The sequence below is a fragment of the Paenibacillus sp. P13VS genome, from assembly GCF_015143645.1.
In the GTDB taxonomy this organism is placed as follows: Bacteria; Bacillota; Bacilli; order Paenibacillales; family Paenibacillaceae; genus Paenibacillus; species Paenibacillus xylanilyticus_A.
The window spans coordinates 736,316-753,866 of record NZ_WYEV01000004.1; the positions used below are offsets into that span (position 1 = coordinate 736,316).

At 49.5% G+C, this 17,551-nt stretch carries 8 protein-coding genes; 2 read left to right on the top strand and 6 right to left on the bottom strand.

Features of this window, described 5'->3' with window-relative positions; all coding sequences use genetic code 11:
• Window positions 1-68 precede the first annotated feature (68 nt).
• The 5 genes from GUA98_RS13080 to nirB all read right to left on the bottom strand — a co-directional run bounded on the left by GUA98_RS13080 (window position 69) and on the right by nirB (window position 13,450).
• Window positions 69-2,768: a beta-glucosidase gene (locus GUA98_RS13080; protein ID WP_193723282.1), complete on the bottom strand. Its 2,700-nt coding sequence runs from the start codon at window positions 2,766-2,768 to the stop codon at window positions 69-71.
• A 640-nt stretch (window positions 2,769-3,408) separates the two neighbouring features.
• Window positions 3,409-8,379, bottom strand: coding sequence for a DUF4132 domain-containing protein (locus GUA98_RS13085; RefSeq protein ID WP_193723283.1), 4,971 nt, complete (start codon window positions 8,377-8,379; stop codon window positions 3,409-3,411).
• Window positions 8,380-8,401: 22 nt separating this feature from the next.
• Window positions 8,402-8,821 (bottom strand): hypothetical protein, encoded by a 420-nt coding sequence (locus tag GUA98_RS13090; RefSeq protein ID WP_193723284.1) that lies wholly within the window; start codon window positions 8,819-8,821, stop codon window positions 8,402-8,404.
• Between the two features lie 280 nt (window positions 8,822-9,101).
• Window positions 9,102-11,234, bottom strand: coding sequence for an assimilatory nitrate reductase catalytic subunit NasC (nasC, locus tag GUA98_RS13095; RefSeq protein WP_193723285.1), 2,133 nt, complete (start codon window positions 11,232-11,234; stop codon window positions 9,102-9,104).
• A gap of 32 nt (window positions 11,235-11,266) precedes the next feature.
• Entirely contained in the window at window positions 11,267-13,450 is a 2,184-nt protein-coding gene (gene nirB, locus GUA98_RS13100) for a nitrite reductase large subunit NirB (protein WP_193723286.1), read from the bottom strand.
• A gap of 430 nt (window positions 13,451-13,880) precedes the next feature.
• On the opposite strand from nirB, the gene GUA98_RS13105 reads away from it, so the two are divergent.
• A complete protein-coding gene (locus GUA98_RS13105; RefSeq protein ID WP_193723436.1) occupies window positions 13,881-15,113 on the top strand; it encodes a nitrate/nitrite transporter in 1,233 nt (410 codons plus the stop codon).
• A gap of 73 nt (window positions 15,114-15,186) precedes the next feature.
• Here the strand turns inward: GUA98_RS13105 and fabF are convergent, their stop codons facing one another.
• Window positions 15,187-16,431: a beta-ketoacyl-ACP synthase II gene (gene fabF, locus GUA98_RS13110; protein WP_193723287.1), complete on the bottom strand. Its 1,245-nt coding sequence runs from the start codon at window positions 16,429-16,431 to the stop codon at window positions 15,187-15,189.
• 140 nt (window positions 16,432-16,571) lie between these two features.
• Here fabF and GUA98_RS13115 point away from each other — a divergent pair, with 140 nt between their 5' ends.
• Complete coding sequence (locus GUA98_RS13115) at window positions 16,572-17,438, top strand: helix-turn-helix transcriptional regulator (protein WP_193723288.1); 867 nt, start codon at window positions 16,572-16,574, stop codon at window positions 17,436-17,438.
• Window positions 17,439-17,551: the final 113 nt, after the last annotated feature.

The window sequence follows — 17,551 nt, forward strand, 5'->3', positions numbered from 1 at the left end:
GTTTACCCCCCTCTCCAAGTGTGGAAAAAAGCCGCGGCCATTCGGCCACGACTCTTCGCTTCTTCCTTTTATTTACCGGATGGACTTCCGATCTTCACGCTGCCTGTCAGACGGATATCATCTGATGCACTGCCGACATAAATAGATACTTTACCCTTAGGCATTACCCACTCATGCGACTTTTCATCCCAATAGGACAGTGCGCTGCGATCCAGTTTGATTTTAACACGCTGCTGTTTGCCTGCCTTCAGATCGACTTTGGCCCAGCCAGCAAGTTGTTTTTCCGGTGTTTCCACACTCGTTGGCAGATTGCCTACATAGACTTGTACCACTTCTGCACCAGAAACTTTACCGGTGTTCCGAAGGTTCAGGGACACTTCTACGGTAGCATCGTCCCCTTTACCAGTGTTTTTCACATGCAGGTTGCGGTAGTCAAAATCGGTATAAGACAATCCGTGTCCAAATGCGAACGCTGGTGTCATGCCTTCTTTGTCATACCCTTTATAGCCTACAAAGATGCCTTCAGAGTATGTGCCCACGCCATTCACACCCGGGAACTGTTCCGCGGTGGAGATCGGCGTTTGCGAATCGTCCGACGGGAACGTCACTGGCAATTTACCAGAAGGGTTCACATCACCGAACAGAACGCGAGCTACCGCGTTACCTTGCTCCTGACCTGCGTACCAGGCTTGAACAATGGATGGAACTTCTTTTTGCCAGGAATCCATTTCCACAGCGCGGCCGCTCATTTGTACAACAATCGTCTTCGGATTTGCTGCTGCAACCTTGCGAATCAATTGCTCCTGGTTGTTTGGCAGTTCCAGATCGGAACGGTCCACATAACCTTCGCTGTCATACGTACGTGTCACGACAACGGCCACATCGGATTTTTTGGCCAGATCCACTGCTTTTTGCATTTTGGCATCCACGGCATCTTCAGGTGCTTCCCAGCCGAAACGCATTTGGGCACCCATGTCATGGCTTGACTGTACCGGGAAGTCGGTACGGTATTCGATCTTAATGTTGTGGGATTCGCCTTCTTTTAACGTTATTGCTTTCTTCGTTGTGCTCAGCGTTTCACCTTGATTTTCTACGAGCAGCTGATCATCCACGTACAATTTTGCAGATCCCAGGCTGGTCAGAGACAATTTGTAATCACCCGTTTTGGGTGCTGTAATGGAACCTGTCCAACGTGCGGACATTTTACTGTTGAATTCCGTTGGTGTAACCGGAAGCTTGGATGACTGGGCGTTGAACCCTTCATAGTTATAAAATCCAAGATTCATGTTGACCTGATTGTCTGTACGAACCAGTGAAGGGTCACCTTCCATGTTCGTGTTGGTCCAGTATTCGGCATGAAGACCATACTCCGCTTTGTCCGTACTGCTCTTCTCGGCATCTACCGGAGATAAGAGGGTGGATGGTACTGCGGAAGGACCGTTAAATGCATCTCCTGCGGAGATAGGGTCTGTTCCCGCTGCATATTTCACTTCCACGCCATTGCCTGCGCGGTTACGAATCCCTTCAAGCGGACTCACGGTATATGTCGGGTTAACGAGGCTGCTGCCTCCACCTGCTGCAGAAGCCGTGTCTGCATCTGGTCCAATTACTGCAATGGAATTCAGTTCTTTCTTGGAAAGCGGCAGCACGTCATTGTTATTTTGTAACAGCACCATGCTCTGCTCAGCAATTTCCCGTGCCTGCTTACCGTCTGCCTTCGCATTAATTTGCGTATTGGTTACAGGGTTGTCGAACAGCCCTTTCTCGAACATTTGGAGCAAAATGCGGCGAACCTTCTCATCAATGGTCTGCTCGCTGACTTCACCTTTGTTCACGGCTTCCAGCAGCTGCGTTCCCCATTTGCCATAAGGTTCCCCTGGTGTCTCCAGATCCAGACCCGCGTTAGCCGATTTGGCTGTACTGAAATTGGCACCATAGTCACTCATGATGAACCCTTCGAAGCCAAACTGATCCTTGAGCAGATCGGTCAGCATCTCTTTGTTCTCACAAGCATATGTACCGTTCACCTGGTTAAATGAACACATGGCGGAACCGAGATCTGCTTTTTCAACCATAGCCTGAAACGGACGTGCATAGACTTCCTGAATGGCACGCTCGCTGGCGGTTGCATTCGTTGTGAAACGCTCCGTTTCCTGATTGTTCAGGATGTAGTGCTTCGCCGTTGCAATCACCGGGTTGCTCTGAATTCCGTTGACATATGCTGCACCCATGCCGGAAGCCAGCAGCGGATCCTCACCCAGGGATTCGAAGTTGCGTGATCCCCATGGTGTACGTGCAATGTCCAGACCAGGACCAAGAACAACGTTATGTGTTGTATCATGGGCTTCCTGTCCGATCAGATCACCATATTGTTTGGCCAGATCGGTATCCCAGGATGCTGCCAGGGCGATCGGCGCAGGTAGTGCCGTGGACTTTTTGTCCTGCACATCCGGATTGGCAACCCGTACCCCTGCTGGTCCATCCGCCATTTGTAGTGCCGGAATGCCAAGCCGCTCCAATCCATCATTATAGAAACCATAATAGTTATTTACTTTACCAGTAACAAATCCGACTTTCTCCTCCAGCGTCATCGCCTTGAGCAGCAGTTCGGTGCGTTCCTTCGCAGATAAGGATTTGTTCATCCAAGGGCGATCCGCCCCGGAATCCGCTTCTGCGGCAAAGGCGTGTAACGGCATGGCCGCAACCGCCACGATGATTAACAGCATAAACCATCGTTTGAGGAAAATCAGGTTGAGTCTTCTGTTCATGTTTGTAAGCTCTCCTTCTCTCTTGATCATTTTTCTTGCACACATAGTTGGATACATGTGTACAAGGGAATGCAAACTGGCTTGTCCCAGCCCTTCAAGCATTCAGGCAGCCCTGCACATCGCTACGAAAAGTGCGGCTCGACAAGCGAGCAAGCAATTTCGCTTTCTTACGATAGCCGACCTGCGGATCAATTACATCCCCTTAAATATGGAAATGGAGCCGAAAGGAGTGAATTAGTTCTTAGGTATGATGTCAGAAATAATTCGTATAACATCATATGAAAACGAGTTAATTACATTTTTGTAACTCAATTCATACAAAACATTCACTTTTGAAAACAGTCGTTATGTCCCACTTCAAAATTAACAATTTATTCAATTAATTATCATATTAAGGAATTTAAGTTGAACACCTGGGCCCAAAGTCTATTTGTAAACGGATGCAATGAATTTCTTCGTTCCGCATGGAAAATAAAAAGCAACCGAAGTCCCTTTTAACAGGTACCCCGGCTGCTATTTCTTCCTTACTCACCTCTAATAGCGTCCCATTTCTCCAGTCAAACTTCCTTAAATTTACATCCATTCTTACTAACCGTGTCACCTGCTGAGTCCTAAACTTGCCTGCGATCTCGAATTATTTCTAGCCCTTCAGCTGCGCCAGAATTTGTGGATCTTTGATCTTCTTATCTTCTGCGAGCAGCATGATTTTGGATAAAATCTCCGCTGTTCTTGGATCTTCATCCAGGAATGGCAGGAAGATTCTCCCCCGATGCTGACTATGCAGAGGTACGATATATAGCGCACCAGTTGCCTGTTTAAACACATTGCCACTGCCAAGATGAACGGCATATTCGCCGAGATCGCCTTCGATCCGTGCATAATTGCCATCCAGTCGTACATTGTCTATCTTGAGCAGGCGCAGGGATTCATTCACGATCACATGACGCATTTCAATCGTTGTCAGGCTGGCTTCTGGATCCACACCACCCACATGCGCAACACTGACTACCAGATCAACATCACGCATGACCTCCGAGAAGAAGACCTTCGGTACATCTTGCAAGGCTACAGGCTTATACGTTTTGCGATCATAAAATTGTACTGTCTCCAGCGTAGGTGCTTCCGTATCTGCCGGCGAGAACCAGTCTGCCATGGCATACAGATTGGCAATCAGGTTATGCTCATAGCTGACTTTCTGTAAGCCTTCCTCGTAACTGACGGTCCACTGGCGCCCTTTGAGCAGGGCAACCGTCTTCTTCGGTTGAATCTGATACCCGGCATACCGGCGGGAGACGGTTCCATTCGCAAGCTCATCCTCATTTGGAAGGTACAGCTCACGGAAAACCTGTTTGAACGGCTGTCGTTCCTGACGGGTGAACAGATCCCGCTGGAATTCGCTCCATGTCCCGCTGCGGAACAATTGCAGCGGATGTGCAATCACCAGTGGATCCTGCTCCTGCAATGCTTGTGTGGTACTTTGTTCGCCAGGTACAACCAGGCCGGCAGATTCCGCATCGAAATACCCTAATCGGTCACCTGACTGGAACACCAACGTGCGAATCAGCGGTCGAATAACCGGATTTTGCATGAGGCTGGTCACTTCCTGGACGGTAAAGGCCGTCTCTGCCGTCATGGAACGCTCCAGCTCCTGTTTTGCCCGGCGATACTGCTGAACCAGATCCCCTTTTAATTCCTTCAACTCCGTAATGTATCCATCTTTCTTGAATCGTGCAGGGACCGATTTGAGTGTCTTCCCTTTACTTACAAGAACCAGCTCGGACTGACCATCCTCATCAATGACCAATTGTGCTGTGGTTGTCTCATCCAGGGCCTTCGGTTCAAAGTAGGATTTCATCTCATCCAGCTTGCTCGCTTCCATGTTCCAGATCAGCCGGGTCACATCCGTATACCCTGCATTGCGGGCAAGGTTGCCAAGGGCAATCTGCGCGGCTGCATCTTCGCTGGCACGACGCTGGGCTCCAAATTGCTTGCTCTCCAGGAGGAATTTCTGAATAAAATCATAACGTTCCCGCAGATCCCGTTCCTGCTCCGCCTGAAATGGAATCAAACTGTATGTGAGCAGATGGTCCTTATTACGCTTCTCCTGCACAGATTGACGCATGTCCTCCAGACGAAGCTTCCCTAACGCTGCATCCGCGAACAACTGGGATCTGCGGTGGTTTGCTCCACCGGAAATGTATTTGGCACAATCATATAACAGATTGAACCGTTCCTCGCCGACAGCAGCATAAGCTTCCTCGAACCAGGCAATATCAAATGCTCCGTCGTTGAATTCCTGCGGCGATATCGGTGAATAGTGAGCGACGATGGTTTCCTTTTCAGCCGTAAATCGTTCATTAATGTGGGCATGGAAGTACCATGCCGCACTGCGAAGTCCTTCCCATCCCAGATGCTTTGATACAATCTCCATCCACTGCGGTGCGTACATGGCGGCTTCCAACAGCTTTTTCTCTTGAATCGGATTTTGCTCTAACAATTGGCCCAGGGAAGTATCATCCTCACCCTCACGTGGATGGCAGACCTGAATCAGGTGACTGAACGTCTCCTTGCGTGTTGTATTATCTCCGTAGCTGTAGATGTAGCCTCGTACAAACGTATCCTTATCCATGGCTGAGACCAGATGCACCCAATGTTCCATGCCTTCAATTCGTTCAAACTTCATGGCCAGTGTGCTGACTTCGGTGGAAAGCTCACCTCGTGTCAGTTCAATCTCCAGAATTCGTTCAACGACAGTATTCCGCAGCTCTATAAGTTCCGGATCATCCGTGATACCTTCGGTGCGTGTCGACGTCAGCTCACGAATGAAGGCAAAACGCTCCCCACCCGTCAGCAATTGACGGTACATCGTCTGTTTATCAATCAAACGCAGTTTGAATGCCCGCACGTAATCCTCGAATGATAACAGGGAGAAACGCTGTGTATTTCCCACAAGGTTGATGAACTGGTACGCCGTTTGGAAAAATCGTTGGAAACTGGCATCATCATATATTCTGCTTCTTACCAGGTAGTTCCACCGTTCCGTGAGGATATGAAGCATGCCGGCTTCCTTCTCCAGTTGATCTTCCGGCATACTGGCGATAATGGAAGCCCATGTTTTCTCCGCAATCCCAAAAGTATCTGCAGGGGTGCTGTCCATGAACGCTGCCGCAATCAATTCTATAACCTGATCCGTATAGGTCAGCGAAGCCGCCATCCGCTTCATTTCTTCCATATAGGATAGAGGATAGGTCTGTTCGGCAAAGGACTTGCGCCAGCCTTCCAATAATGGGATTTTGCTTAATTCGTTATAATCATATTGAGAGTGATAATAGCTGTAATGTTCATCCAAGTTGCCACTCAGTGTGCTGAATTGCAAAATAAAATAGAGCTGCATGAGTTCCAGGCTATTCAGATCACTCTGCGCAACATACGCCTCCCAAACGTCGTGAAGAGGATATTGCTCCATCTGTTTCATCTTATTTCGTTCCGCATAGGAGAACATGGAGCGCAGGCTGGCTCCAATCAAGAGCGTCTCTCTGTAGCCCGCATAATACTCCACCTCATACTCATGATCCCTGTGTTGATGGACCAGAGCATCTAATCCTTCCATAAATGGTTTGGCCTTCTCCAGCGAAAGCGTAAAGATTTCCTTCGGATTAAAATCACCAAGATCACGCTTCTCCTGAAGCAAGGGCTCCACCCGGGATGGATCAAACAATCCGAAACCATTCGAAGAGGTATACCGGCTGCCCTCCTTCGTCAGCTTGTCCAGCAGCTTTTGCTCCTTCGTGGTAGGCTTCTGGATCAGTCCAGCTAACGTCTGTAATTGCTCATGCTGATCTGCACGTTCCGGATCTGCCGAAATTTCGGTCAACAGCTCAAGTGCACCAAGACGCTGCAATTCATTCTTCGCTTTCAGCAAACGTTCCAGTGATACCGCCAGCTGATCCACAGGCTGCAGCAAAAGTACCTGAATGACCTTCTGCCGAAGTGAACCGGTCTTGAGTTTGAGCAAGGCCTCCATCTGTTTCATCTCGTCAGTAGTCAGCTCAAGCTTCCTCACTTGGACTAGGGCCATCTCCCGGTTGCTCATGCTTTTGTCGGACAGGCTTTCAAATACAAACTGTCTTTGCACCTCGTTATCGGGCTGCTGAACGAACTGGGATAACAGCTCACCTCGAAGTTCCGGGCTCAGCATGTCCTTGATTGCAATGATTTCTCCGATCCAATCGGGGTCCATATCATACGCAGCCAGATAGAGCATTTTTTTGACCACATCATTCCGTTCAATCCGGTAATGGACATATTCAAGAACGCCAGATGGTCCACCTTCCCCTCCCAGAGGAATGCGGTCCAGCAGCTGCTTAAATTGATCGAAGTCCTGACGCCGAATTGCCTTGTCTTCGAAGACAGGCAGGGGCGAAATATGAATGCTGCGCTGATTCTCTCCATCCTCAAAGTTCCAGTTATGCATGTACATGGCATCATAGTTTTGGATAATCCAGTGCATCAGCTCCAGATCCTGTACGTCCAGATATCGACGGGCAATCCTTAGCCGCAGGTCACGATTCTGACTGTTCGCAAGCACATATTGCGCAACGATTTTCTGATACAGTTGGCCGTGATCCATAATACGGATTAATTTGTCATTGAGATGGTCCTCTTCAATAACAGCCGTTGCCCACAGACTGATGAATATCTTATTGACATTGGAATCCTGCTCCCAATCTTCACGAACAGCTGCATCGGTCAGCGCTTCGTAGGCTTGCTCAATCAACTGTGATGCAACGCGCGAATTGGCCGCTTCAATTCCGAGTCCTGTCCATACGGCTAATGCTCGAACCACTGAACTGTAGCGAATCAGATTGTGATCGATGATTACTTTTAATATGTATATAAATGCTTCAATAGTTCCTTCATCCATCCGTTCAACGATACTCTGGCGCAATCCTTCCTGCAGCCTTGCTGCCACAAGCAGTTCACCCACCATATGGTACGCCTCTGGATGATCACTCATGAATATACCTTTGATCATCTCACCCGTAAGCAACGCCGACTGATTATCGCCATATATAATCTCGTGTAAGGCCTGCTTCATACCCCCGTTGTCATGATCCAGATCATATGCAATGCAATCCGGAAGCACGGATCGAACCTCGTACAAATGATCAAACTTGTATTCACGAACCGATACATACTCATCCAAGGAGAACTGGCGAATCTCCATGCGCAGCAATCCAATGAGTTTGCGGATTACCTGTCCAAAATGCTGCTCAGGATTGGCAGTTCGATAAGGACGGCGTTCGTACATGACACTGTATGGAAAATGGGTGGCACGGTCAGCAATATAACGGAATCGTTCGACCAACCATCCATTCGTCAGCTGCTCAAGCACATTCAGTAAGGGTTCAAATAAGGGCTTTCCCGTTTCAGCCGCCTGCTTTTGCAGCAATTCCTCTGTATTCAAATATACCTTTTCATCTCCGCGCAAATACGTGGAACCAGCCATCTCCACCACATATCCTGCAAGCTCCTGCCAGGTCCCGTTCAATGATTCTGCCTTCTCTTGCATTCCTTTGATATACACCTGTTCATTATCTTTCTGATTCATCCAATCTCCTCCTTATCGTTTACTACCACAAGCGTCCGGCAAGCATGGTAAACCGGATAAACACCAATTCGTCACCTTCCTGCAACTCCAGTGGTGCATCCAATCCGGACAATTCTTCATCATTGAGGAAGACTTTGTACAGTCCATCTTCATAAGCCATCATCGCTGTTTGAACCGCATGCTCCAGATCTTGGATCTCCTCATTGTACACTTCACCAAAACCGACTTTTCCCGTTGATCCCTTACGTTGAACTTCCTCAGGCATAAGATAGGTGAGCAACGCTGCACTGTTTTTCTTCTCCTGAAGAGCGTTCACCTGCACGTGTACCATATGTTTGATTAGCTCTCGTAACGTTCCGGTTGTTTCCGGAAGTGCTGTGGCTTGCTTGGCAAGTGCAGGCTTGCGTTTGCCCAGGCTTTTCACCGTGACCCATACGTTCACAACGCCCCCTCCTTCTTCTATATGAACTGACTAGTTACGTCTCCCCAGTCTAGTAAAAAACTAAAAAATGCGTACACATGTACCCCTTATTAGCATCATAACCAATATTTCCGCCACAATCATGAGCCATTCCTCACGTTTACCTGAAACCTGCGAACTACTGAACCCCAACGTACTTACGCAAAAAAAGCCGGGTTGTTCCAATAACCTCGGAACTCCCAGCCACATCAGCATTCATACAGACCTGATTTGTGTTATGAGACAATGAACAGCTTTGGATTCATCTGGCCAATCGCATGGGGCGAATCGTTACAGCCGCCGTTTTGAAGCCTGGCATACGGCAGTAAGGGTCCAGATCGGGCCTGGTCGCCCGATTGACGTTCTGAATGCCGCCCCAATGCATTGGTACGAACAGTGTGTCTTCGCGAATATGTTCCTTAATACGGGCACGTACCGTGAAGCTCCCATGCACTGATTGAATCTCGACCCACTCTCCTTCCATAATTCGATGACGTGCAGCTGTACCCGGATGAAGTTCCACAAAATTCTCCAGTTCACGGGCTTCCAGCGTTGGGCTCCGATGGGTCTGTACGCCAGTCAGATAGTGAGGAAGGACGCGGCCATTGGTCAGAATCAGAGGGAACTCCCGCGAGACATCATGCCAGCCAGCACTTAATTCACTTGTGAATGTGGCCCTGCCGTCCTCATGGGCAAACCGCTCACTGAACAGTAATCCTTCACCCTCATCCTCCAAAGAAACGCAGGGCCAGTAAATGCCTTTCTCCCTCCGCAGTCGTTCGTAGGTTATTCCGTAGTAATCTGCAATCCCGCCACGGCTGGCCAATCTGAGTTCATTGAAGATATCCTCGGCACATGCATATTGAAAATAAGTAGCTTTGCCGAGTCCGCTGGCAATGGAGCATAGAATATCCCAATCATGGCGGGTCCCTCCCGGTGTCGGTCTGCCCTGTTCCCGTAACAGCACCCGTCCTTCCAGATTGGTCAGCGTACCTTCGTTCTCGAGATAAGCCGTGACCGGAAGCACCACATCAGCCATCTTCGCTGTCTCGGACAGAAACATATCTGCCACGACCAGAAAATCCAGCTTGCGGAGGCTTTCTTCCACCAAGCGCACATTGGGATTGGATACAACCGGGTTGGAGCCCATCACAAGCAGAGCACGGATCTCCTGCTCATGCACCCGTTCCATCATTTCATAGGCAGATACACCTTTTCCCGGCAAGGTTTCAGGTGCAACTCCCCAGACGGATGCTACATATGCGCGGTCCTGTGCATTTTCTATGGAACGATATCCTGGCAATTGATCGGCCTTCTGCCCATGCTCTCTTCCGCCCTGTCCGTTTCCCTGTCCAGTGATCGCACCGTAACCACAGCCTGGTCTGCCGATTTTTCCAGTTGCCAGTACCAAGTTAAGAAAATGACGGACCGCAAGATGTCCATCCGTTTGCTGTTCCACTCCGCGCGCAGTCATGATCATGCCTGTCTCCGCCTGACCATAGGCCATTGCGGCCTGACGGATCAGGGTCAAGTCCACCCCGCATTGCTCTGCGGATTCTTCCAGGTCTATCTCGCTCAGTGCACTCTGCATACTCTCATAGCCTTGGGTTCTTGCATCAATAAAATGCTCATTCACAAGTCCCGCTTCCATAATGACCTTCAGCATGATGTTCGCAAGCAGTGCATCCATACCCGGTTTGATCTGCAAATGAAGGTCGGCAATGGCTGCAGTAGCTGTCTTGCGCGGATCAATAACGATGATGTACGCTCCATTTTCCTTCGCCTGGTTGAAATAAGGCAGCAGCGTGGGCTGGCACTCTGCAACGTTGGTCCCTGCAAGTACAATGCACTGGGCCAGCGGGATGTCGGACAAGCGGAATGTCAGCCCCCGGTCCATGCCAAACACCTTACTTCCTGCTGAGGCAGCAGCTGACATACAGAAACGACCGTTATAATCAATATATCTTGTCCCTAGAGCAACCCTTGCGAATTTCCCTAGCAAATAGGCTGTTTCATTGGTGAGGGAACCCCCTCCATACACACCGATTACATCGGCACCGTATTGATTCTGAAGACTGGTAAAACGTCCTGCGATATATTCGGTGACTTCAGGCCATGAAGAAGGTATCAGTTCACCATCCCGGCGGATGAGAGGCTGCAGAAGTCGCTGTCCACTCAGTGCATGCTGATGCGCATTCATGCCTTTAACACACAATCTTCCCTGTGAAGCTTCATTCGGCACGCCTTCAACGGTGTACGCGGCACGGCGCTCACCAGCGATGGGCCCAGCAACTTCCTCGACGGTCATTTTGCACTGTACGCTGCAATACGGGCACTGTGTCTCCCGTACATGCAGTTTTGAAACAAACGAACTGTCTTCCATGGATGTCTTCATTCCCATCTTCACTCCATTCCCTACCTTTTGGGTCAAGTAAAAGTCAATTCGCTTACCATTTTGCCCGCAAGCTCGATCTGGAATTGTGGATCCAGCAGATTTTCGCGGATGGATATGAATCCCACTCGCTCTACCCATGCCCAGAGGGGTTCATCATACCAGGCGGTTCGGCGATACAACTCGAGACATGCCGAGATCAGCCGCACTGCATCTTTTTCCGTCTCGGCAAGTCCGAAGAGTGCCCCCTCTTTTACCGGATGAGCCGCATGACCACCCGCGTAAATTTCCCAGCCGGCGGGAGATTCCTGCAAACCGATATCCTGCACGATCGGGCTTACCCATGAGCTTGCTCCACCCGACAAGACGACCCTCACGGGAGCAGGCATATCTGCATTAACCCACCTGAATTGAAGGTCTTCTGCCATGGCTTCGAACTTCATATCACCTGCATGGACCTCGATACCCACAACCGCGCCCCGCAGAATATCGTTCCGGTTTCCAGCCCGTTCAGGCTGCTGCATACTCATCCACTTCCCGGTTATCTTCAAATAGTAACGAAGTGCAGGATGGCAGACATCGCAGCCTTCTTCTGTTCTCCAGTCCAGCTGCTGCATGATTCTTCTCATTCCATCATCCTCGTGAATGCCATACAGATGGTGATGGTCTGTCGAAGCTGCAAGCTCAGAGGGATTACCATCCGGCAACCGCTTGAGCGTTTCTTTCAATGAGGCATGGCCCAGATCCGTACAACTGCAAACGGGCCATTCTGTCGTTTTTGCCGCAGCTGCTGCTTCGCTTTCATTACCACCGTTTTTCTGGAGATGCAGCGTGTGCTTCACCAGTGCCGTAACCATTGGACGACATCCGCCGCAGGAACCGGAAGCTTTGGTATGCTCCTTAACCTGTTCAGCAGTCTGCAGCCCCTTGTCCTGTATGGCCCTCATAATCATCACCTTGCTCACATGGTTACAGGCGCACACGGTCTCCTGATCAGCCAACGCTGCTGCTGCCTTCTCGGCTGGATTCGTCCCTTCCTCGCGCGGAGCAAGTTCCTCGACTCCAGCCCCACGCTGAACGAGTCCCAATAGGCTGGCACTCTCCGTCGTATCCCCGAACAGGATCGCTCCACTTACATGCCCTTCCTTCATCAATACTTTCTTATACGTACCCCGAATACCATCAAGCATCTGTACAGCCGTCCGCATTTCTTCTCCGCTAATGTTTCCGGCCGAGAACACGTCAACGCCAGACACCTTCAGTTGAGAATATGGAATAGAACCTTTATACTCTGCTGTCTCCTGTCCGCATAAAAAACGTGCGAGTACCTTCCCCTGCTCATATAAGGGGGCTACCAGACCGTAACTGATGCCCCGATGTTCGGCACATTCACCGACAGCATACACATCTGGTACGCTGGTACGCATGTAATCGTCGACCACAATCGCCCGGTGGGTCCTGATTCCGCTCCGCTTGGCCACTTCAACATTGGGGCGAATACCCACGGCCACAACGACAACCTGTGCTTCAAGCTTGGTTCCATCTGTAAATTGAAGCCCCTGAGCCTGGGACCGACCCACAATTTTTTGTGTATTTTTGTTTAACAGGAAAGACATACCCTGAGCTTCCAGCTCATGCTGAAGCATGGTCGCTGCCTGCAGATCCAACTGCCGATTCATAATATAAGGTGCGTTATGCACCACAACGGCTTCCATTCCCAAATGCAGCAGTCCGCGGGCAGCTTCAAGCCCAAGCAATCCGCCACCAATAACGGCTGCCTTACGATGTACTTTGGAATACGCGGACATACGTGTGCAGTCATCTACGGTGCGGAAAGACATCACCCTCTCTTTATCCACACCAGGAATGGGCGGAATAAACGGAGCAGACCCTGTCGCAAAGATTAGAATATCGTAGGACTCCCTCATCCCGGATAACGTTTCAATCGTTTTGGACGGAGTATCAATCTTGTGGACCGTCTCTCCCGCACACAGCCGAATGCCATGATCCTCATACCAGCTCCAGTCATTAATGATAATATCCTGCAGATCGTGCTCACCCTGCAGCACTTTGGATAACATGATCCGATTATAGTTGGGACGTGGTTCACTTCCGTAGATAACAATCTCATAGGTATCCGGAGATACGGCTATGATCTCTTCCACACACCTAACACCTACCATCCCGTTTCCGATAACAACCAGCTTCTTCTTGCTCATGGGCTGCCCCCTGTCTCTGTGACATGCTGAGTTAAAAATAAACAGAAAAATCCCTTCTCCATGGATCGGAAAAGGGCACCGTTGCCTCAGGAAATCACACGCCATTGTGTGATTTCATATTAGATTCAGATTACGGCAAACTATATTATATGTCAACAAAATTAACACATAATTCCGTATTAACATTCAAAATGATTTATTTTTAAATTTAATGTTATTTTTATTGACATATACAAATTCTCTTTTTATAATTTGAATCAAAATCACCGTGCTGTGATCAAATCAGGTGCAGGAACACAATGACGTGTCCTGCCTGCCGGCAATGAGGCCGCAAATCGTTCATCATCTGGACGAATTGCGGCCTTTTTCTGCCTGAACTGCACAAAGACAGGGTAAGATTATTCAATTGGATGAGGAGCGATGCTGAATGGTGGAGAGCAAAAGTTTTTGGAAGAGCGGGCATAAGCCCAGCCTTTTCGGGGCATTTCTGTATTTTGATATCAGTTTTATGATTTGGGGCATGCTTGGCCCCCTCGCGGTTGTTATTGCCATGGACTATCCGATGACCCCTCTGGAAAAAGCTAACCTTGTGGCACTGCCCATCCTTGGCGGCTCCATTCTTAGACTTGTGCTTGGCTTTATGTCCGATTACATTGGTCCAAAACTTACTGCCCAGATCGGAATGTCGATTACGCTAATTCCGTTATTATTAGGCTGGTTGTGGGTGGACTCCCTAAGCCAGTTGTATGTTGTTGCTCTCCTGCTCGGTGTTGCCGGGGCCTCTTTTGCCGCCGCCCTTCCACTTGCGGGACAATGGTATCCCAAGGAGCACCAGGGACTTGCCATGGGAATTGCCGGAGCAGGGAATAGCGGGACGGTACTCGCTACTCTGTTTGCCAACCGACTGGCTACTCATTTCGGCAGCTGGGAAGTCGTTTTTGGACTCGCCATCATTCCAATCGTGGTCGTTTTCATCCTATTCTCCATCTTTGCCCGTAACAGTCCTAACCGACCAGCACCGAAGAAGCTCTCTGAGTACGGCACCTTGCTGAAACAAAGGGATGCCTGGGTATTCTGTGCATTTTATTGTGTTACCTTTGGCGGTTTCGTGGGATTGTGTAACTATCTGACCATCTTCTTCAACACCCAATATGGCTTGTCTCCTGTCCGGGCCGCTGATATCACAACCTTTTGCGTTATTGCCGGAAGCTTCTTCCGACCTGTTGGCGGTTACTTGGCTGACAAGATTGGTGGTACGCGGATGCTGACATTCCTATACACTGGTGCCTGTGTCATGCTTGTTGGTGTCTCTTTCCTCCCTCCACTTCCTGTGGTCGTCGTCATGTTATTCCTGGGCATGATGTGCCTTGGGGCTGGCAATGGTTCCGTGTTCCAGTTGGTTCCACAACGATTCGGCAATGAAATTGGTCTGATGACAGGCATTGTCGGCGCGGCAGGTGGCTTGGGCGGATACGCACTCCCGCTGATTCTTGGTCAACTGTACAGCTCCTACCAGTCCTATACGCCAGGATTCGTCATCCTTAGTCTGATTGCAGCCGCATCCATGCTGCTCGTACTGGTTATGCAGTCCAAATGGCGCGGGCAATGGCTGAAGAAATCTTTTACTACGAGCAAAACGGAATCAACATCCCTCTCTTCATAAAGAATACAGGTGTCCAGCAGCATCTAAAAAAAGAGAACAGCACAGCCCTTCGGCTGCTGCTGTTCTCTTGTTGTCAGGATGTATATTTGCGAAAAACAACGACGGCATTATGCCCACCAAAACCAAAGGAATTGGACATTCCGATCTGCATCTCTGCCTCTCGTGCTTCATTAGGTACATAATCCAGATCACAGTCCGGGTCCTGCTGCTCCTGATTAATCGTTGGTGGAATGATGCCATGCTGCAAGGTTTGAATCAGTGAGATGGCTTCCGCTCCACCGGCGGCTCCCAACATGTGCCCAGTCATCGATTTATTGGCCGTCACGGGAATACGATACGCAGCTTCACCGAAGAGTTGTTTAATCGCTCGTGTCTCTGAGAGATCTCCCGCTTCGGTACTGGTTGCGTGGGCGTTAATTACATGCACGTCATCAGGCTGAAGCTTCGCGTCAGCAAGCGCAGCTCTCATGGCCAGGAATGCTCCGCGGCCTTCCGGATGGGTCGCTACCATATGATATGCGTCTGAACTGGCACCATATCCAACAATTTCAGCGAGAATATTTGCGTTTCTAGCCAGAGCGTGTGATAGAGACTCTACTACCACAATCCCCGCACCTTCTGCCATCACAAACCCATCTCTTCCAGCGTCAAAGGGGCGACTCGCCGTTTCGTAGGCTTCGTTTCTTGTGGATAACGCAGTTGCATTACCGAAGCTGGCTAGCGAAACTTCCGTGATAGCTGCTTCGGTTCCCCCGGCAATAATGACATCTGCACCTCCGTCACGAATCAGCCGGAAGGCCTCACCTATGGCTGTATTTCCAATGGAACAGGCCGTCACAGGTGAAAGCGTCGGTCCCCAACATCCGAATTTCATGCTCACCATGGCAGCTGCCATATTCGATATCATCATTGGCACAAGAGTCGGACTAACTCGGCCGGGACCACGTTCGGACAACAACTTCCCTTGCTCCATCAGTGTTTGAATGCCGCCGATGCCGGAACCAATGTATACCCCAACCCGTTCCCTATCCATTTTCTCCATATCCAGTCCCGAATGCACAAGAGCATCGTCAGCTGCCGCTACAGCAAATTGGCAAAATCGATCCATACGTCGGGCTTCCTTGCGTCCGAAACGACCCTCTCCGTCAAAATCTCGGACTACACCAGCCATTTTGGTTTTATATGAAGTGGTATCGAAGCTTTCAATTAATGATATTCCTGACTGCCCTTTCACAAGTCCGTTCCAAAATGTATCTACATCATTGCCCAGCGGCGAGACAATTCCCATACCGGTAATCACAACACGTTCACGTTCCATATCTAACTCATCCTCCCTAGCCATTCAGGCTAACCGACTGAACTTCTGCATTTATATTGGCACGTGCAGTATCCTATTACAAGTTGTGAATTATAATAGTATAATGACTACCATGATAAATGAGGTTGGAGTGGAATAAGATGAACCAGGATGTCAGGCTTCAGGCATTATCCGTATTTTTGAAAACTCAACGTGCCAAAATAGCTCCGTCAGCGGTCGGTTTGCCGGAAGGCACCCGGCGCAGAACACCGGGTTTAAGAAGAGAAGAGGTAGCCCAATTGGCGGGCGTAAGCACGACTTGGTACACCTGGCTGGAACAAGGAAGGGATATTCAGGTTTCCCATTCGGTATTGGATAACATAGCTTCCGCACTCAAGCTGACCCCGGATGAACGCAAGTACTTGTTTTCCCTTGCCATGGAGCATTACTCCGAACTTCATATCCGTGAGGAAGAGCCTTACCAGCTCCACCCTTCCCTGCAAAAAATACTGCAGGAGCTCCAGAATTGTCCCACCATTATTTCCGATCGCCGCTGCTACATTGTTGGCTGGAATGAAGCTGCCAGTCATGTCTTCATTGATTTTGAGCAGATTCCTGCCGAACAGCGAAACTTGATTAGTCTATTATTTGAGCGAAAGGAATTTCGAAGACTGGCAGTCAACTGGGAGGATTTTGTCCTCGGATACCTTGCAATCTTCCGTGCCTATTACGGCCAATATGTCGATGATGAATGGTACAATCTGTTTCTGAATGAAATGATGGATCGATATCCGGAGTTCCAGTCCTTGTGGAAACAAAGCAGCGTGAGCAGTGCACCAGATGTACTGATTGAATTCAGACATTCCAGAGCCGGCAAAATGCTGTTCAATCTGACCTCGTTACAGGTTCAGGGAAATACCGATCTGCGCTGCAGCATCTACACTCCTGCACAGGATACAGCCACCGAGCGGAAACTGGTGCGCCTTATGGAACGTGAGAAGGAACGTCAAGCCAGACCTAACGTATGAACAGCATTCCAATGCAACCAAACGAAAAAAAGATCCGAGCGGTTTCCGCTCGGATCTTTTTGATGATCATCCAGCCCTTTGTATCGGATATGGATCAGATCAATCTATGCGCA

Excerpts from the sequence above, each read along its gene's own strand:
- GUA98_RS13080 (WP_193723282.1), bottom strand. The coding sequence starts at position 2,768 with ATGAACAGAAGACTCAACCTGATTTTCCTCAAACGATGGTTTATGCTG.
- GUA98_RS13085 (WP_193723283.1), bottom strand. The coding sequence starts at position 8,379 with ATGAATCAGAAAGATAATGAACAGGTGTATATCAAAGGAATGCAAGAG.
- nasC (WP_193723285.1), bottom strand. The coding sequence starts at position 11,234 with ATGAAGACATCCATGGAAGACAGTTCGTTTGTTTCAAAACTGCATGTA.
- nirB (WP_193723286.1), bottom strand. The coding sequence starts at position 13,450 with ATGAGCAAGAAGAAGCTGGTTGTTATCGGAAACGGGATGGTAGGTGTT.
- fabF (WP_193723287.1), bottom strand. The coding sequence starts at position 16,431 with ATGGAACGTGAACGTGTTGTGATTACCGGTATGGGAATTGTCTCGCCG.
- GUA98_RS13115 (WP_193723288.1), top strand. The coding sequence starts at position 16,572 with ATGAACCAGGATGTCAGGCTTCAGGCATTATCCGTATTTTTGAAAACT.